The organism is Marmoricola sp. URHA0025 HA25, from assembly GCF_054059435.1.
Window position 1 is genome coordinate 2,181,929 of record NZ_JBSSCD010000001.1, and the last position, 17,630, is coordinate 2,199,558.

13 protein-coding genes are annotated in these 17,630 nt (G+C 71.3%); 4 read left to right on the forward strand and 9 right to left on the reverse strand.

The window, feature by feature from the left end:
* Positions 1-63 precede the first annotated feature (63 nt).
* From ACVW00_RS10715 to ACVW00_RS10740, 6 genes are all read right to left on the reverse strand, one after another.
* On the reverse strand, positions 64-255 hold the full coding sequence (locus ACVW00_RS10715; protein WP_457110881.1) for a CsbD family protein: 192 nt from the start codon (positions 253-255) through the stop codon (positions 64-66).
* 110 nt (positions 256-365) lie between these two features.
* A complete protein-coding gene (locus tag ACVW00_RS10720) occupies positions 366-1,070 on the reverse strand; it encodes a gamma-glutamyl-gamma-aminobutyrate hydrolase family protein (protein ID WP_457110882.1) in 705 nt (234 codons plus the stop codon).
* 7 nt (positions 1,071-1,077) lie between these two features.
* Positions 1,078-1,845, reverse strand: a complete 768-nt coding sequence (locus ACVW00_RS10725) for a 3-oxoacyl-ACP reductase (protein ID WP_457110883.1) — start codon at positions 1,843-1,845, stop codon at positions 1,078-1,080.
* Positions 1,846-1,880: 35 nt separating this feature from the next.
* On the reverse strand, positions 1,881-3,245 hold the full coding sequence (locus ACVW00_RS10730; protein ID WP_457110884.1) for an aldehyde dehydrogenase family protein: 1,365 nt from the start codon (positions 3,243-3,245) through the stop codon (positions 1,881-1,883).
* Between the two features lie 48 nt (positions 3,246-3,293).
* Positions 3,294-4,646 (reverse strand): glutamine synthetase family protein, encoded by a 1,353-nt coding sequence (locus tag ACVW00_RS10735; RefSeq protein ID WP_457110885.1) that lies wholly within the window; start codon positions 4,644-4,646, stop codon positions 3,294-3,296.
* A gap of 53 nt (positions 4,647-4,699) precedes the next feature.
* Positions 4,700-5,428 (reverse strand): FadR/GntR family transcriptional regulator, encoded by a 729-nt coding sequence (locus ACVW00_RS10740; protein WP_457110886.1) that lies wholly within the window; start codon positions 5,426-5,428, stop codon positions 4,700-4,702.
* A gap of 149 nt (positions 5,429-5,577) precedes the next feature.
* Between ACVW00_RS10740 and ACVW00_RS10745 the strand changes: the two genes are divergently transcribed.
* Genes ACVW00_RS10745 through ACVW00_RS10755 form a run of 3 tightly spaced genes read left to right on the forward strand, consistent with a single transcriptional unit; the run spans position 5,578 to position 10,525 of the window.
* Entirely contained in the window at positions 5,578-7,167 is a 1,590-nt protein-coding gene (locus ACVW00_RS10745; protein ID WP_457110887.1) for an amino acid permease, read from the forward strand.
* Between the two features lie 15 nt (positions 7,168-7,182).
* Positions 7,183-8,091: a phosphotransferase gene (locus ACVW00_RS10750; RefSeq protein WP_457110888.1), complete on the forward strand. Its 909-nt coding sequence runs from the start codon at positions 7,183-7,185 to the stop codon at positions 8,089-8,091.
* The gene (locus tag ACVW00_RS10755) at positions 8,084-10,525 is read left to right on the forward strand and encodes a GcvT family protein (RefSeq protein ID WP_457110889.1); all 2,442 of its coding nucleotides are present in this window, start codon (positions 8,084-8,086) and stop codon (positions 10,523-10,525) included. Before ACVW00_RS10750 ends, ACVW00_RS10755 begins: the two co-directional genes overlap by 8 nt.
* 4 nt (positions 10,526-10,529) lie before the next feature.
* Here ACVW00_RS10755 and ACVW00_RS10760 read toward each other — a convergent pair whose 3' ends face one another.
* Complete coding sequence (locus ACVW00_RS10760) at positions 10,530-11,366, reverse strand: DUF1206 domain-containing protein (RefSeq protein ID WP_457110890.1); 837 nt, start codon at positions 11,364-11,366, stop codon at positions 10,530-10,532.
* Between the two features lie 37 nt (positions 11,367-11,403).
* Here ACVW00_RS10760 and ACVW00_RS10765 point away from each other — a divergent pair, with 37 nt between their 5' ends.
* The gene (locus ACVW00_RS10765; RefSeq protein ID WP_457110891.1) at positions 11,404-12,750 is read left to right on the forward strand and encodes a WS/DGAT/MGAT family O-acyltransferase; all 1,347 of its coding nucleotides are present in this window, start codon (positions 11,404-11,406) and stop codon (positions 12,748-12,750) included.
* A gap of 7 nt (positions 12,751-12,757) precedes the next feature.
* Here ACVW00_RS10765 and ACVW00_RS10770 read toward each other — a convergent pair whose 3' ends face one another.
* Positions 12,758-14,098: a dihydrolipoyl dehydrogenase family protein gene (locus ACVW00_RS10770; protein ID WP_457110892.1), complete on the reverse strand. Its 1,341-nt coding sequence runs from the start codon at positions 14,096-14,098 to the stop codon at positions 12,758-12,760.
* Between the two features lie 33 nt (positions 14,099-14,131).
* Positions 14,132-17,494 carry a BTAD domain-containing putative transcriptional regulator gene (locus tag ACVW00_RS10775; RefSeq protein ID WP_457110893.1) on the reverse strand — a complete coding sequence of 1,121 codons (3,363 nt, stop codon included), beginning with the start codon at positions 17,492-17,494 and terminating at the stop codon, positions 14,132-14,134.
* Positions 17,495-17,630 lie beyond the last annotated feature (136 nt).

Sequence of the window (17,630 nt, forward strand, 5' to 3'; positions counted from 1 at the left end):
GCGACATACGCGGTGTCGCCGGTCCCCGGTTTCCATCACCCGCAGGGACTGTGGATCAGCAGGTCAGGAGAACGCGTCCTTCACCTTGCCGGCTGCGTCCTTGACCTTCTCGCCGGCCTGCTTGACGTTGGCCTCGGTCTGGTCGCCCTTGCCCTCGGCCTCGAGGTCCTCGTTGTCCGTGGCCCTGCCGAAGGTCTCCTTCGCCTTGCCCATGGCCTCGTCGGTCTTGTTCTCGAGCTTGTCGTCGGTACCCATCGGGGTCCCCCATCCTTGCTCGGGTCGATCCTCTTCGGATCCGGTCGGACCGCACGCGCGGTCATCCCGGCGAGTACCCGCCGACCCCGGCCACAAACGTGATCCGGACCTCAGTCGGACGGGCGGGCGGCCACCACGAGCCCCTGGAACAGGCCGACGTCGGCAAGGGTCTCGGGGTGCCACTGGATGCCGATCCAGAACCGGCGCCCCGGGTGCTCCACTGCCTCCACCGTGCCGTCGTCCGCCCGCGCACCGACCACCAGGCCGGGGTGCTCGCGCACCGACTGGTGGTGGTGGCAGTGGACGCGCTGGGCATCGCCGATCAGTGCCGCGAGTGCCGTCCCGGGCACGGTGGCCACCTCGATCTCGCCGTACACCGGACCGCCCGGCGAGTGCCGCTCGTGGCCCACGACGTCGGGCGTGTGCTGGTCGAGTGCGCCACCCACGCGGGCCGCCTCGAGCTGCATGCCGCGACACACCATCAGCGTCGGCAGGTCCCTCTCGGCCGCCACGTCCAGGAGCGCGAGCTCCCAGGCGTCACGGTCGGGACGGATCCCGCCGGTGCGTGGGTGCCGCGGCTCGGCGTACCGCTCCGGGTCGACGTCCGCACCGCCGGCGACGACGAGGCCGTCCAGGCGGCTCAGCACCGTCGCGGCCCGGGACGGATCGCCCGGCGGGAGCAGCACGACGGCAGCGCCCGCTGCCTCGAGCGTCTGGGCGTACGCCGCGTGCAGCAGGTCGGCGATCTCGTCCCAGACGCCCCAGCGCGCCTGCTCGCGGTAGGTGGTGATCCCGATCACCGGCACGGCTGTCACGGCGTCCTCACAGTGGCGTGACGTAGGCGCCGGCGATGCCGCCGTCGACGAGGAACGTGCTGGCCGTGATGAAGCTGGACTCGTCCGAGGCCAGGAAGAGCACGGCGTTGGCCATCTCCTCGGGCTCCGCGAACCTGCCCATCGGCACGTGCACGAGGCGACGGGCCGCGCGCTCCGGGTCCTTCGCGAAGAGCTCCTGCAGGAGCGGTGTGTTCACCGGGCCCGGGCAGAGCGCGTTCACCCGGACGCCCTCGCGGGCGAACTGCACCCCCAGCTCGCGCGACATCGACAGGACGCCTCCCTTCGAGGCGCTGTAGGAGATCTGCGACGTGGCGGCGCCCATCACCGCGACGAACGAAGCCGTGTTGATGATCGATCCGCGCTTCTGCTCGAGCATGTACGGCAGCACCGCCTTGCAGCACAGGTACACGCTGGTGAGGTTGACCTCCTGCACCCGGCGCCACGCGTCGAGGTCCGTGTCGAGGATCGAGTCGTCGTCGGGAGGCGAGATGCCGGCGTTGTTGAAGGCGACGTCGACCGAGCCGTAGGCCTCCTTGGCCCGGGCGAACAGTGCGTCCACCTGCTCCTTGTCGGTCACCTCGGTGTGCACGTAGAGCCCGCCGATCTCCTCGGCGACCTCCGCACCCCGGGCGTCGTCGATGTCGGCCACGACGACGTGGGCACCCTCCTCGGCGAAGCGCCGCGCGGTGGCGAGACCGATGCCGGAGCTGCCACCGGTGATCACGGCGGTGCGGTCTGCGAGGCGTCCTGGCATGGCGGGGATCCTTTTCCTGGTGCGGTGAGAGCTGCTCAGTCGTGTGCGTAGAAGACGTTCTTGACGTCGGTGAAGCCGTTCGGGGCGTCCGGTCCGAGCTCGCGGCCGAGACCGGACTGCTTGAAGCCGCCGAAGGGCGTCCAGTAGCGGACCGACGAGTGCGAGTTGACGCTGAGGTTGCCGGCGTCCACGGCGCGGGAGACGCGCAGCGCGCGGCCGAGGTCGCGGGTGAAGATCGACCCGGAGAGGCCGAACTCCGTGTCGTTGGCCAGCCTGATCGCGTCGGCCTCGTCGTCGAACGGCATCACCGCGACCACCGGCCCGAAGACCTCCTCGCGCCAGATCCGCTCCTGGGTCGAGCTCGCCAGCACCACGGTCGGCGGGAACCAGTAGCCGCGCCCCGAGGGTGCGCTGCCGGCGAACGCGACCTCGACCTCGTCGACGAAGCCCTGGACGACGGCCTTCTGCTGCGCCGAGATCAGCGGACCCATCTCGCTGTCGCGGTCACTGGGGTCGGCGACCCGGAGGCCGGTGACCGCGGGCTCGAGCAGGCCCACGAACTCGTCGTAGGCCGAGCGCTCCACGAGGATGCGGGACCGGGCGCAGCAGTCCTGGCCGGCGTTGTCGAAGACTGCGTACGGCGCCGTCGCGGCCGCCTTGGCGAGGTCGGCGTCCGCGAAGACGATGTTGGCGCTCTTGCCGCCGAGCTCGAGGGTCAGCCGCTTCACCTGGTCGGCGCAGCCGCGCATGATCTGCTTGCCGACCTCCGTGGAGCCGGTGAAGCACACCTTGGCGACCAGTGGGTGGGTGACGAACCGCTCGCCGACGACGGAGCCCTTGCCCGGGAGGACCGTGAACACGCCCTCCGGCAGCCCCGCCTCGCGCCCGAGCTCGGCGAGCCGGACGGCGGTCAGCGGGGTCAGCTCTGCGGGCTTCAGGACCACGGTGTTGCCGGCCGCCAGCGCGGGTGCAAAGCCCCAGCCGGCGATCGGCATCGGGAAGTTCCACGGCACGATCACCCCGACCACGCCCAGCGGCTCGTGGAAGGTGACGTCCAGGCCGCCGGCGACCGGGATCTGCCGGCCGGACAGCCGCTCCGGCGCGGCGCTGTAGTAGTTGAGGACGTCGCGGACGTTGCCCGCCTCCCAGACGGCGTTGCCCCAGGTGTGGCCGGAGTTGCGGACCTCGAGCTCGGCGAGCTCCTCGACCGCGTCGTCGACCAGCGCTGCGAACCGGCGGAGCAGCCGCGCCCTCTCCCCCGGCGCGACCGACCGCCACGACCCGAAAGCCTCGTGGGCCCGCTCGATCGCGGCGTCCGCGTCGGCGAGCGAGGCCAGCCTGACCTCGGTGACGGTCTCCTCGGTCGCCGGGTTGACGACCTCGTGCACGGTCTGGCTCACGTCACATCCTCTCGCTGTGTCACTGGCTTCTCACATCCGTTCGCTGTGTCACTGGCTTCTCACATGCGTTCGAAGGTTCGCCGCAGCTCCCAGTCGGTCACCGCGGCGCCGAACGCGGCGAGCTCGACGTCGGCCATGTTCGTGTAGTGCTCGACGACCTCGTCGCCGAGCAGGCTCCGCGCGATCGCCGAGCCGTGGAACGCGTCGCGCGCCTCCGACAGCGTGGAGGGGACGTGCGGCTTGTCCGAGGCGTACGCATTGCCGACGAGCTCCGGCTCCAGCGGCAGCTCCTCGGCGACGCCGTGGAGGCCGCCGGCGAGCATCGCGGCGATCGCCAGGTACGGGGTTGACGTCGCCGCCCGGCACCCGGTTCTCGAGGCGCGCCGAGGGGCCGGTGCCGACGAGCCGGATCGCGCAGGTGCGGTTGTCCAGGCCCCACGCGATCGCGGTCGGCGCGAACGACCCGGCGGCGAACCGCTTGTAGGAGTTCACGTTGGGCGCGTAGAGCAGGGTGAACTCGCGCATGGTCGCGAGCAGCCCGGCGATGAAGTGGTCGTAGACCGGTGACCGGCCGGCATCCTCGCCGAAGACGAGCGTGCCGTCGCTCGCCCGCAGCGACAGGTGGATGTGGCAGGAGTTGCCCTCACGCTCGTTGTACTTCGCCATGAACGTCAGTGCCTTGCCGTGCTGGGAGGCGATCTCCTTGGCCATCGTCTTGTAGACCGCGTGGTTGTCGGCGGTGACCACGACGTTGTCGTACAGGAAGCCGACCTCGTGCTGGCCGAAGTTGCACTCCCCCTTCGCGCCCTCGACGTTCATGCCCGCGGCGTACGTCGTGTTGCGGATGTCGCGCAGCAGCGGTTCGACCCGCGTGGTGCCCAGGATCGAGTAGTCGACGTTGTACTGGTTGGAGGGCTGCAGGTCGCGGTAGCCCGAGCTCCACGCCTCCTCGTACGTCGCGTCGAAGAGGATGAACTCCAGCTCCGTGCCGGCAAGTGCGATGAAGCCCGCCTCGGCCGCCCGCTCGACCTGCCGCGCGAGGATGGCCCGCGGCGACTGCACCACGGGGCGACCGTCCGGCCAGGCGAGGTCGCACTGCACCATTGCGGTGCCGGGCAGGTGCGGGAGCAGCCGGATCGTCGACAGGTCGAGCACGAACTCCATGTCGCCGTAGCCCTGCTCCCAGGAGGAGATCGCGTAGCCGTCGACAGTGTTCATGTCGATGTCGACCGCCAGCAGGTAGTTGCAGCCCTCGGTGCCGTGGCCGAGGACGAAGTCGACGAAGTACTGACCGTGCAGTCGCTTGCCCTGGAGCCGACCCTGCATGTCGGTGAAGGCGACGACGACCGTGTCGACGTCGCCGGTGCCGATCCGGCCACGCAGGTCCTCGACCGTGAGCATGCGCTTGTTCCGTGGAGGCGTTGCCATCGTCCCGTTCACCCAGTCCTTCGTCGTCACCCGAGCAGACCGCGCAGGAGTGCCGCGGTGTCCTCGCAGTGCTCGGTCATCACCCTGCTGGCCTTGCGCGCGTTCCCCGCGAGGATCGCCGAGACGATCGCCTTGTGCTGTGCGGTCGAGTGGGCGATGTTCACCGGGAGCACCGGGATCGCCTGGAGCAGCTCGTCGAGATCGGCCTGGACCTCCGTGACGGCGGCCATCGTCCGTCGCGAACCGCTGGCGGCTGCGATCGCGAGATGGAGCCTTGAGTCGCACTGGCGGTGGTCGGGACCTGCCCCGGCCTCGGAGACCGCGGCAAGGCTCTCCTCGAGCATGATGCGGGTCGCCTGGTCTAGATCACCTTCCGCGGCCAGAGCGGCCGCGCCGGGCTCGACGACGCCCCGAAACCGGAGGGAGTCGAGCAGGTCGTCGTGCCGGCCCCTGATCGCCGCCCGGGCAGCGGTCTTGCGGCGGGCCGGGCGTCGTCGCACCATCGTGCCGCCGCCGCGTCCGCGGGTGGTCTCGACCATCCCGGCCGACCGAAGCGCGGCGATCGCCTCGCGCAGCGTGGCCCGCGAGACGCCCAGCTGCTCGGCGAGCTCCCGCTCGGCCGGCAGCGAGGACCCGTAGGGGTACACGCCTAGGCGGATCGCGGTCGCCAGCTGCTCGACGCAGGCCTCGAACGCGTGGTGGCTCCGGACCGGACGCAGCACCGCCCGCGGCAGGTCGAGCGCGGCACGGGGCATCGGGTCAGTCTCGATTCAAGTGGGAGGGCTGTCAACGGTAGGACTGCACAAAGGTCGGAGTTCATACCAATTTTACGGGCACCTGTTTACACACCGTCGAAGCCGGGTCTAGCGTCCGTCAGAGATTCCGCCGACCCGAGAGGTGCACCATGCCGGAAGCCCACGAGCCCGTCCCCGAGCACCACGTCCTGAGCGCGGACGAGCTGCACCTCGCGAAGCTCGGCTACAAGCAGGACCTGTCCCGGAGCTGGTCCGGTTTCTCGAACTTCGCGATCTCCTTCTCGATCATCTCGATCCTCGCCGGCTGCTTCACGAGCTTCGCGCTCGGCTGGAACAACGGTGGCCCGGCCGCGATCGCCTGGGGCTGGCCGATCCTGTCGGTGTTCATCCTGATCATCGGCCTGACGATGTCGGAGCTGGTCTCGGCGTACCCGACGTCGGGCGGCATCTACTGGTGGGCCTCCAAGCTCGGCGGTCCCAAGGCGGGCTTCTTCACCGGCTGGCTCAACCTGATCGGCCTGCTCGCGATCGACGCCTCCGTGGCGTACGGGTGCGCGAGCTTCTTCGATGCGTTCCTCGGCTACTTCAGCGACTCGTGGGCGAAGCACTACTCCCTGTCCCGGGTGTTCATCGAGTTCGTGATCGTGCTCGCGCTCGCCGCGCTGGTGAACATCTTCTCGAGCCACCTGCTCGCGGTGATCAACAACGTCTCGGTGTGGTGGCACGTCATCGGATCCCTGGTGGTCGTGGCGATCCTCTGGTTCTTCCTCAAGGACGGCGCGGACCACGCGTCGCTGAAGGACGTCTTCGGCACGACGGTCAACAACACGGGCCTCTTCGGAGGGAACAAGGGCCTCGGCTTCATCCTCTACGTGCTGCCGCTGTCCGGCATCCTGACGCAGTACACGATCACCGGCTACGACGCGTCGGTCCACCTCTCCGAGGAGACCCACGACGCCGCTGACTCGGCGGCGCGCGGCATCTGGCAGTCGATCCTGTACTCCGCGATCGGGGGCTGGATCCTCCTGCTCACCTTCCTCTTCGCGGTCCAGTCGGTCGGCGACGAGACCGCAGCGGGCGGGAGCATCTTCGGGATCTTCAACCAGGCGCTCGGCGCGCACACCGCCGGCCTGGTCGTGTTCATCTCGATGGCCGGCCAGTTCTTCTGCACCTGTGCCTGCATGACGAGCACCAGCCGGATGATGTTCGCGTTCAGCCGCGACCGGGTCGTTCCCGGCCACCAGCTGCTGTCCAGGCTCAACGCCCAGCGGGTCCCGGTGTACGGCGTGATCGCCTCGGCGGTGATCGCGCTGGTTCTGACCCTGCCGGCACTCATCACCGTCGACATCAACGGCGCCCCGGTCCCGGTCGCGTTCTTCGCCGTCGTCTCGATCGGCGTCATCGGCCTCTACCTCGCGTTCGGGATCCCGATCTTCCTGCGGTGGCGACACGGCGACAAGTTCGAGGTCGGGACGTGGAACAACGGCAGCAAGTACCGGTGGATGAACCCGATTGCGGTCGTCGAGATCGTGATCATGAGCATCGTCGGGCTGCTCCCGACGGCGAGCGTCGGCGTGCCGTGGATGGACGGCTTCTCGATGAAGTACGTCAACTACGCGATCATCGTCGTCCCCGTCGCGCTCGTGCTCCTCACCATCTACTGGGAGGTCTCGGTCAAGCACTGGTTCAAGGGACCCGTCCGGACGGTCGACGAGCCGCCGCTCGAGCCCGTCGGCTGACGCAGCGTTTTGGGGGTGACCGAGGGGATGGACCGCCTCGCCGTGCTGGCGGGGCGGTCCTGGTCTTCGGTCGAGCTGTCCGGCGGGCTCACGAACGTCAACCTCCGGGTCACGACCGACGACGGGTGGGAGCCCGCTCTCGACGTGGTGGTGCGCTGCTCGCGTGGTGATCCCTCCCTGCTGGGCATCGACCGGGAGACCGAGTACCGGAACACCGTGGCCGCTGCCGTCGCAGGAGTGGGCGCGCCGGTGGTGGAGTTCCGCCCCGAGCTCCGCATGTTCGTCATCGGCTTCCTCCCCGGCCGTGCGCTGTGCGACGCGGACTTCACGGATCCCGCTGTGCTCGGCCGGGCGGCGGTTGCGGTCCGTGCCCTGCACACGGGTCCGCGGTTCGTCGGTGACTTCGACATGTTCGCCCGGCAGGCGGCGTACCGGGCGACGATCGCGGAGCGCGGCTTCCGGCTGCCGGCCGGCTACGACGACCACGTCGACGACTGGGAGCGGGTGCGGCGAGCGCTCAAGGCGACCGCACCGCCGACGGTGCCCTGCAACAACGACCTGCTGGCCGCCAACTTCATCGACGACGGCGATCGCGTGTGGCTGATCGACTACGAGTACTCCGGCAACAACGACGCGTGCTTCGAGCTGGGCAACACCGTTGCCGAGTGTGGCTTCAGCCCCGAGATGACCGAGGCCTGGACCGAGGCGTACTTCGGCGCACCGACGCGGGCGGACCTGGCGCGCGTGCGGCTCCAGGCGCTGTGCAGCTCCTACGGCTGGTCGTTGTGGGGCTTCATCCAGGCGGCGGCGAGCCCGCTCGACTTCGACTTCTGGTCGTGGGGCGTCGAGCGGTACGACAAGGCGCGCGCCGGGTTCGCGCTCCCCGACTTCACGCAGCTCCTGGAGGAGGCCGGTGGTGGGTGAGCTGCCCTCGCGGGCCCGCGTCGTCGTCGTCGGTGGCGGCATCGTCGGTGCCAGCGTCGCCTACCACCTCACCCGGCTCGGATGGACCGAGGTGGTGCTGCTCGAGCAGGGCCATCTCTCCGGCGGTACGACGTGGCACGCCGCCGGCCTGATCGGGCAGCTGCGCGCCACGGAGAGCGGCACCCGGCTGGTGCAGTACTCCGCCTCCCTCTACGAGTCGCTCGAGGCCGACGTCGGGCTGTCGACCGGCTTCAAGCGGGTCGGCGGCGTGACCGTCGCGCGGACCGCTGACCGGATGGCGCAGCTGCGCCGCACGGCCGCGTCGGCCGCGGCGTACGGGCTCGAGTGCGAGCTGCTCACCGCCGCCGAGGCGCTCGCGCGCTGGCAGCTGATGCGCACCGACGACCTGACCGGCGCGCTGTGGCTGCCCGGTGACGCGACTGCCAACCCCACGGACGTGACCCAGGCACTCGCCCGCGGCGCGCGCCAGGGCGGCGCCGTCGTCCTCGAGCGCACCCGGGTGCTCGACGTGCTGACCGAGGACGGTGCCGTCACCGGCGTACGGACCGATGCCGGCGACATCGAGGCCGAGATCGTCGTGAACTGCGCCGGCCAGTGGGCCGCCCAGGTGGGTGCGATGGCGGGCGTGAACGTCCCGCTCCACTCCGCCGAGCACTTCTACGTCGTGACCGACCAGATCGAGGGGGTGCGGCCCGACCTCCCGATCCTCCGTGACCCGGACGGCTACACGTACTTCAAGGAGGAGGTCGGCGGCCTGGTGGTGGGCGGCTTCGAGCCGGCGGCCAAGCCCTGGTTGTCGCCGCAGGACATCCCGTACCCCTTCGAGTTCCAGCTGCTGGAGGAGGACTGGGAGCACTTCTCGGTGCTGATGGACAGCGCGCTGCACCGGATCCCCGCGCTCGGGCACACCGGCGTCCGGAAGTTCTACAACGGCCCGGAGAGCTTCACCCCGGACAACCAGTTCATCCTCGGCCCCGCGCCGGAGCTGCGGAACTTCTACGTCGGCGCCGGGTTCAACTCGGTCGGCATCGCGTCGGCAGGCGGTGCCGGGCGCGCCCTGGCGGAGTGGATCGTCGACGGTGACCCGACCTCCGACCTGACCGCCGTCGACATCCGCCGCTTCGCCCGCTTCCACGGCAACAGCGGCTGGCTGCGCGACCGTGTGGGCGAGGTGCTGGGGCTGCACTACGCGATCCCCTGGCCCGACCGGGAGATGCGGACCGCCCGGCCGTTCCGGCGCTCGCCGGTCCACCACCTGGTCGAGTCGGCCGGTGCGCGCTTCGGGAGCAAGATGGGCTGGGAGCGGCCGAACTACTTCGCTCCCCCCGGCTTCGAGCCGGTGCACACGTGGGAGAGGCCCGCCTGGCTGCCGTACGTCGCTGCGGAGCACGTCGCGACGCGCACGGCGGTCACCGTGTTCGACCAGACGTCGTTCTCCAAGTACCTGGTCACCGGGCCCGACGCCGAGGCCGACCTGCAGTGGCTGTGCACCGCGGACGTCGCCGTCGCCCCGGGCCGGGTCGTGTACACCGGCCTGCTCAACGCCCGCGGCACCTACGAGTCCGACCTCACGGTCACCCGGCTGTCGCCGACCGAGTTCCTGCTGGTCAGCAGCTCGGCGACCACCGAGCGCGACCAGGACCACCTCCGCCGGCACCTGTCTGCCGGATCGACGACCCGGGTGGTCGACCTGACCTCCGCCTACGCGGTGCTCGGCGTGATGGGTCCGAGGTCGCGCACGCTGCTGTCCCGGTTGACCCGCGCGGACCTCGTCGACTTCCCTTTCGCCACCAGCCGCGAGATCGACCTCGGTCATGCCACGGTGCGCGCCACCCGGATGACCTACGTGGGCGAGCTCGGCTGGGAGCTCTACGTCCCGGCCGAGTTCGCCGTGGGCGTCCACGACGACCTCGTCTCGGCAGGTGCTGACCTCGGGGTCACCCTCGGCGGCTACTACGCGATCGACTCACTGCGCCTCGAGAAGGGCTACCGCGCGTTCGGCCGCGAGCTCACCCCCGACTACGGGCCGGTCGAGGCCGGTCTGCTCTTCGCGTGCAAGCTGCGCACCGGCGTCGACTTCCTCGGACGTGCCGCGGTCGAGGAGGTCCGCGCCTCCGGGCCGCGGCGGAAGCTGGTGTCGTTCGCCGTCCGCGATCCCGACGTGATGCCGTGGGGCGGCGAGCTGATCCTGCGGGAGGGCGTCCCTTCCGGGCAGGTCATGTCCGCCGCGTGGGGCGCGACGATCGGGGCCGGCGTCGGGCTCGCCTACGTGTGGGATCCCGCGGGTGGCGTCGTGGAGAAGGAGTGGCTGCTCGGCGCGGCGTACGAGATCGACGTGGGTGGCGCCAGGTCGCCGGTCTCGGTGTCCCTCCGCCCGGTCGTCGACCCCGACGGGCTGTCCACGAAGGCGTGAGGGCTCAGCGTGACCGGTGCCGCGCCCAGGCGAAGCAGAAGAGCCCGTAGCAGCCGATGCCGATCGCGATGGCGAGCAGCAGCCACGGGCCGAAGGGCTGGTGCAGCACCTTCTCGAGGCCCTGGTCGAGCCCGCCGGACTTCTGCGGCTCGTGGGTGAGCGCCGCGTAGCCGACGAGGCCGCCGACGATCCCGAAGGCGATCCCCTTGGCGACGTGCCCGACGCGGCCGAACCAGGTGTACGCGCGCCCGGCCTCTCCGGTGCGTCCGCGGCCGTCGAGGTGCTCGAGGAACCGGTCGGTGCAGCCGCTCCAGATCATCGCGACGCCGTACCCGACGATCGCAAGCGCCGCCAGACCGACGATCCACTGACCGGCGGGCCAGTCCATGACCTTCGCCGTCATCGTCTTCGGGGCGCGCGGGGACTGGCCGCCTCCGAGCGCGACCCGGACGGCGCTCACCCCGAGGGCGCCGTAGAGCACCGCCTTGCCGAGCGAGAGACCACGCTTGCGCACGAGCTCTGCGCCGTCGGCGCCGCGGTGGCCCGCGAACGCCTCCAGCACCCGCCAGACGACCAGCACGAACAGGCCCACGGCGACTGCCCAGAGCAGGACGTGGCCGAAGGGCTGGCCGGCCAGCTTGGCGAGTGCTCCCTGCGGCGAGGGCCTGCCTGAGCGGTTCCCGAGCGCCAGCTCGCCGGCCACCCAGGCGATCATCAGGTAGACGGCCCCGTACGCCACCAGGCCGAACCTGACGGCCCGGTCGAGCCAGTCGCTGTGGTCGGCCTCCTCTCCGGCCCGCTCGATCCGGCCGCCCCTGGGTTCCGCTGAAGTCTGCGCCATGGCGCCCGGTACCCGCGGCGAGCCCTACGATGCCCGGATGAGGCTGCTGAGCCCCGTCGACAGCATGTTCGTGCGGATGGAGACGACCCGCGCACCGCTGCACATCGGCTGCCTCGCGATCTTCCGGCTGCCGGAGGACGCCGGGCCGGGTTTCGTGCGCGACCTGCACCAGGCGTTCTCGACGCTCGCCTGGCTGCCCTTCCCCTACGACAGCGTCGTCGACCACGGACCGGCCAACGCGCTGTCGTCGTGGCGCAAGGTGGACCCGGACCCGACGTACCACGTGCGGCTCGACGCCCTCCCCGCTCCCGGCTCGGACGCCGAGCTCGGCCAGCTGATCGAGCGCCTGCACTCCCAGCCCCTCGACCTGACCAAGCCGCTCTGGGAGGCGCACGTGATCGAGGGTCTCTCCGAGGGGCGGTTCGCGTTCTACTTCAAGGCGCACCACGGCGCGACCGACGGGCTCGGCGGCGTACGCACGATCCGGCAGTGGCTGAGCACCGACCCGCGGGGCGCAGCCGGACCGGACGCGACCACGCCGGCGGAGAAGGCCGAGCTCGAACGCGCGGACGTGGCAGCGATCCGGATCGCCCGGGCAGTCGTGCGGTCGGTCGTCGGCAGCGTCGGCGCCGGCGGGGAGATGGCCGGCAAGGTGGTCTCGATGGCGTTCGGCGCCAACAGCGGCGTCCTCTCCGCGCTCGGCACACCCCGGACGCCGTTCAACCGCAAGGTCACCCGCAACCGCCGGCTCGCGATCCAGGAGCTCGAGCTGGCCCGGCTGAAGGCGGTGGCCGCCGCGACCGGGACCACGCTCAACGACGTCGTGCTCGCCAGCGTCAGCGGATCGGTGCGTCGTTACCTGCTGGAGCAGGACTCGCTGCCGAAGAGCAGCCTGACAGCCTCCGTCCCGGTCGGCATCGACCGCGACGAGACCACGATCAACGCGGCAGCCGGCTTCGTCTGTCCACTGCGCACCGACCTCGACGACCCGCTGGCCCGGCTGCGCGGCATCCACGCAGTCACCTCCCGCGGGAAGAAGGACCTGGTCTCGCTGTCCCCCGGAGCGCTGCAGCAGTTCACGCTCGTCGGGCTGCTGCCGATCGCCTTCTCCCAGCGCGTGCGGACACTCCCGCCGTTGTTCAACTTCGTCGTCTCGAACCTCGTGCTCTCGCGCGAGCCGCTCTACCTCGCCGGAGCCGAGCTCGTCAGCCTGGTCCCGATCTCGTTCCTCGCCGACGGGTACGGCCTCAACGTCACGCTCGTCGGGTACGGCGACAAGGTGACGCTCGGGTTCGTCGGCTGCCGGGACACGATCCCGCACCTCCAGCGGCTCGCCGTGTACACCGCGGACGCGCTCGAGGAGCTGGAGGCCGCGCTGGGATGACCCCGCGCTACAGGAGCTGCTGCAGCACCGGCTGGATGCCCCGGTGGAAGGTCGGATAGGCGAAGTGCATGTCCGCGAGCGTGGCGATCGGGATCTCGGCGTGGACGGCCGCGGTGATCATGGAGATCACCTCACCTCCCGACGGTCCGACGGCCGTGCCGCCCACGAGCACCCCGCGAGCGGCGTCGGCGACAAGCTTGATCAGTCCCGGCTCCGCCGAGATCCAGCCGCGGGTGCCCATGTCGCCCGTCGCGGTCCGTACGTCGATCCCCTGCTGTCGTGCCGACGACGCGCTCAGCCCGACCGACCCGATCTCCGGGCCCGTGAAGGTGACCCGGGACACCGCGCGGTAGTCGGCCCAGGGACCGTCCTTGCCGAGGAGGTCGCGCACGACGACGGCTGCCTGGTACATCGACATGTGCGTGAAGGCGCCCTTGCCGGTGATGTCGCCGATCGCCCACACGCCTTCGGCGACGCGCATCCGCTCGTCGGGCGCCAGGACGCGTGGCTCGGCCTCGAGCCCCACGTGCTCCAGGCCGATGCCGGCGAGGTTGTTGCGCCTGCCGGCGGCGACCAGCAGCCGCTCAGCGCGCAACGAGCGGTCGGGGAGCTCGACGACGAAGCCGGCGTCGTCCTTGGCCACGCTGAGGATCTTCGCGCCGGTCACGACCTGCATGCCGAGGTCGGCGAAGGCCTTGGCGATGATCTCGGAGGCCTCGGGCTCCTCGACCGCGACCAGCCGGTCGGCGACCTCCACGACGGTGACCTCGACGCCGAACTGCGCCAGCACCTGCGCCATCTCGCAGCCGATCGGCCCACCGCCGATCACGATGATCGAGCGCGGCAGCTCGGTCAGCCGGACGACGTCGCGGTTGGTCCAGTAGTCCAGCCCGGCGAGCCCGTCGATCGGCGGCGCGGCTGGAGCCGTGCCGGTGTTCAGGACGATGCCCTTGCGTGCGGCGTACGTCGTGCCGGCGACGGTGACCTGACCGGGTGCCGTGATCACGCCGTGCCCGCGCGCGAACCGCGCGCCGGCGTCCTCGAGGCGCTTCACCGCGACGGTGTCGTCCCAGTCGTCGGTCGCCTCGTCGCGGATGCGCCGCGCCACGGGCTCCCAGGACGACTGGACCTGCGCCGACCCCGCCATCCGGGAGATCCGGCCGCCCTCGTGCAGGGTCGTCGCCGCGGCGATCATCATCTTGGTGGGGATGCAGCCGAAGTAGGGACACTCGCCACCCACGAGGCGCTCGTCGACGCCGACGACGTCGAGACCGGCCTTCGCGAGCTCGCCCGCTGCGTACTCACCGCCGGGACCGAGCCCGACGACCACCACGTCACATGTCTCCATGCGCACACTCTGCCGCATCTGGACGAAAGAACGTCAGAAGGCGTACTGGGCGCGGAGACGGTCGAGCCACTCGGCCACCAACGGGATCTCCCAGGCCTTGCACAGCTCCGCCGCGCGGTCGGCGTGCTGGGTCGCCGCATCGGCGTCGCCGGTCGCACGGACCGCCAGCGCGAGGAAGAGGTCGACCGGGCCGGACGCGAGCACCGAGCCTGCGCTCACGCTCTCGCCCGCGTACGGCTTCATCAGCTCGCCGACCCGCTGGCCGAGGTCCGCATCGCCCAGGTACAGCGCCAGCTCTGCCGCGGCCGCCCAGGCGAACACCGAGAACCAGTCGTCGTGGTCGAGCTGCGCCGGGTGCGCCGCGGCGTACTCCGCCGCTCGCTCGTGGTCGCCGGCTCGCCACATCGCGGCGGCCACGCTCGCGCTCACCGGGAACGGGCCGTCCGCAACCGACTCGAGGACCGCGGCGAGCTCCCCGTCCCGCCCCTGCCAGCGCATCAGGGACAGATAGGCCGTCGCCTTCGCGTCCCCGGAGTGCTCCAGCGACATCTGCTCGTCGAGCCGCTCGATGCGTTCGAGCACCTGGTCGCACTCCTCGAAGCGTCCGGCGAGGACCAGCCACGAGAGGTACAGGCCGTCCAGGACGATCAGTCCGTAGGGGATCCGGAGCCGCTCGGCCTCGAGCCGCGCGCTCTCGATCTCGGCGAACATCTCTGCCGGTCGCCCGAGCTCGTTGAGTGCGACGCACCGAAGGCAGCTGCTCACGACTGACGAGCGCTCGTCGCCGAGCCTGCGGGCGACGTCCCGCGCCGCCGTGATGCGCTCGAACGCCTCCTCGGTGTTGCGCCGGCACCACAGCGCCATCCAGCTGCCCTGCCGCGCCTCCACGAGAAGGCGGTCGTCGTGGAGCCGTTCGGCCATCGCGATCGCCTCGTCGACCAGCTCGCGACGCTCGTCGTAGGAGGCGATGTAGTAGAGCTCGTTCGCCAGCCCCAGCAGGACCCGGCACCGCAGCGGGCCGTCACCGGGAGGCAGACCCGCGAGGCTGTCGCGGAGCGCCCCGACGACTCCCTCGTGGACCTCGCCGTACGGCGCCGACTGCCACAGCGCACCCTGGTTCGTGGAGATGGCTGCCCGGGCGACCAGCTCCACGTCCCCGATCTGACGGGCAACGGCGACCGCCTGCTCGACGCAGCCGACCAGCTCGGGCCAGTGCGCACTCCAGCGGTATCCGTCGATCAGGTCGAGCAGCAGGTCGTACCGGTCGCGCGGCCCCGCAGAGTCGTCCTTCTCCTGGAGGGCCTCGGCTGCACGCAGGAGCTCCGTCGCGCGTTCGTGGTCGTGCAGCCGGGCCGACTGGGCGGCGGCCGCCACCGCCGCGCGCCACGCCTGCGCGGCGTACGCTGGCCCGGCCGCCAGCCAGTGCCGAGCCAGCTCCGTCTCCCGGCCGGCACCGTCCGCCAGCGCTTCGGCGACCCGCGCGTGCACCCGGCCGCGTCGCGACGGACGCAGCCCGGCCAGGAGGGTGTCCACCACCAGGGCGTGTGCGAACGTGAACCGGTCGAAGGCGTCCTCGACGAGCAGGCCGGCAGCCTGGGCCGGGTCGATGATGTCGAGCACGTCGTCCTCGTCGATGCCGGCCGACCGAGCGAGCGTGGTCAGGTCGAAGTCACGCCCGATCACCGCGGCGGTCCGCAGGACGCCCACGGTGTCGGCGGGCAGCCGGTCGATCCGACGGCCGACGACGTCGGTGACCGCGGTCGGCGGGTTTCCCTCGTTGAGGAGTCGGCCGAGGTCGCCGCGACGACCCGCGAGGCGAGCGAACTCGACCACGAAGAACGGGTTGCCCTCCGTGCGTGCGCGCAGCGCTTCTGACTCCGACCGGCTCGGCCGATTCCCGGCCACCTGTTCGGCCAGCCTCGCCGCGTCGAGGAGATCGAGACCGGTCAGGTCGAGCCGCACCCCGTGGCGGCGCGCCGCGGTCTCTGCGAGGTCCGCGAGCAGACCGGTCGGCTCGGGATGGCTGCGGCGGGTCGTGAGCACGAGGAGCCGTTCGCGGTCCATCGACTCGACCAGCACCCGGAGCGCGCCGAGGCTGGAGGCGTCCGCCCACTGCAGGTCCTCGACGACCAGCAGCACGGGGTCCGCCGACGCGAGCTCCCGGACCCTACGCGCGATCCTCTCCCACGCGCGGAACCGGGCACCGGGGTCACCGGCCTCGGCCGTCGTCTCCTCGCTCAGGGTCCCGCCGAGGTCGGCGAGCGCGGCCGCCCACGGCCACAGCGGCGGTGCGCCGTCATCGGGCGAGCAGCGCCCGGTCGCAACGGTCCAGCCCTGGGCGCGCGCGAGCCGAACCAACTCGTCGGCAAGGCGGCTCTTGCCGATGCCGGGCTCCCCGACCAGCGCGACGTACGACGCCGCGCCGGATCGAGCCTCCTCGAGCCGGCCCACGAGGACGGCGAGCTCATCGGCCCGCCCGACCAGCGTCGTCACGGCGGAGGGTTCCGCCCTCTCCGCACCGGCTGCCCCTTCGACCGGGCGCGCCACCATCCTGGCCGCCTCCTCGACCGCCTGCTCGGCCGCTGCCGGCTCGACCCAGGCCAGCGCCGGATCCTGGCGCAGGATCGCTCCCTGCAGCTCACGCAGCTCGATGCCGGGCTCGAGGCCGAGCTCGTCGGCGAGGACGTTGCGCACGGCGCTGAGCGCCTCGAGCGCGTCCGCCTGACGCCCCGAGCGCGCAAGTGCGACGGCCCGCAGACCCCACATCCGCTCGCGCAAGGGGTGCGCCGCAGTGAGCGCCTCGAGCTCGGCCGCGACGGTGGCGTGGTGGCCGAGCGCGAGCGCGGCGACGGCCCGGTCCTCGAGCGCGACGAGCCTGAGGTCGTCCAGCCGGGCACGCTCGGCAGCCGCGTCCGGAGCGTCGTCGAGCTCGGCATACGGTCTGCCGCGCCACAGGCCGAGGGCCTCGTCCAGGCTCTCGACCGTCTCCGTCAGCGTGGCCCGGTCCAGCCGCGTGCGACCGGTGAGCGGCGCGCCGGCCAGCGCGCGGTGCCGCGCGCCGACCATCGCGACGAACCGGCCCGCGTCGGTCGCGCCCGGCTCGACCCGCAGCGCATAGCCGGGCGCCACCGTGACCAGGACCTCGGCAGGGCGTCGGCGCTCGCGCTGCGGCTCCAGGACGCGGCGGAGACCGGACACGTAGCTCTGCAACGTGCCGGCAACCCCGGGCGGCGGGTCGTCACCCCACAACAGGTCGACGATCGTGTCCACCGCCACGGGGCGGCCGACGGAGAGCGCAAGGGCACAGACGAGGGCCCGTTGCTTGGGGGTCCCGAGATCCACGCTCGCGCCCGCCAGCCGTGCCTCGATCGGGCCGAGCACCAGGACCTCCTCCACCCGCGCAGCATAGGAGCCGGCGCCGCTCGTCACCGGCGATTCCGACCGAGTGCTCCAAGTCGGCTCCAAGTCGTTCACCAGCGCCTCTCGGCACGGTGTGGTCACCAAGACACGGGAACGACCAAGGAGCCACACC

What these genes read in the sequence shown, in the direction of transcription:
- ACVW00_RS10715 (WP_457110881.1), bottom strand. Translation starts at nt 255, where the DNA reads ATGGGTACCGACGACAAGCTCGAGAACAAGACCGACGAGGCCATGGGC.
- ACVW00_RS10740 (WP_457110886.1), bottom strand. Translation starts at nt 5,428, where the DNA reads ATGCCCCGTGCCGCGCTCGACCTGCCGCGGGCGGTGCTGCGTCCGGTC.
- ACVW00_RS10760 (WP_457110890.1), bottom strand. Translation starts at nt 11,366, where the DNA reads ATGGCGCAGACTTCAGCGGAACCCAGGGGCGGCCGGATCGAGCGGGCC.
- ACVW00_RS10765 (WP_457110891.1), top strand. Translation starts at nt 11,404, where the DNA reads ATGAGGCTGCTGAGCCCCGTCGACAGCATGTTCGTGCGGATGGAGACG.
- ACVW00_RS10745 (WP_457110887.1), top strand. Translation starts at nt 5,578, where the DNA reads ATGCCGGAAGCCCACGAGCCCGTCCCCGAGCACCACGTCCTGAGCGCG.
- ACVW00_RS10770 (WP_457110892.1), bottom strand. Translation starts at nt 14,098, where the DNA reads ATGGAGACATGTGACGTGGTGGTCGTCGGGCTCGGTCCCGGCGGTGAG.
- ACVW00_RS10735 (WP_457110885.1), bottom strand. Translation starts at nt 4,646, where the DNA reads ATGCTCACGGTCGAGGACCTGCGTGGCCGGATCGGCACCGGCGACGTC.
- ACVW00_RS10725 (WP_457110883.1), bottom strand. Translation starts at nt 1,845, where the DNA reads ATGCCAGGACGCCTCGCAGACCGCACCGCCGTGATCACCGGTGGCAGC.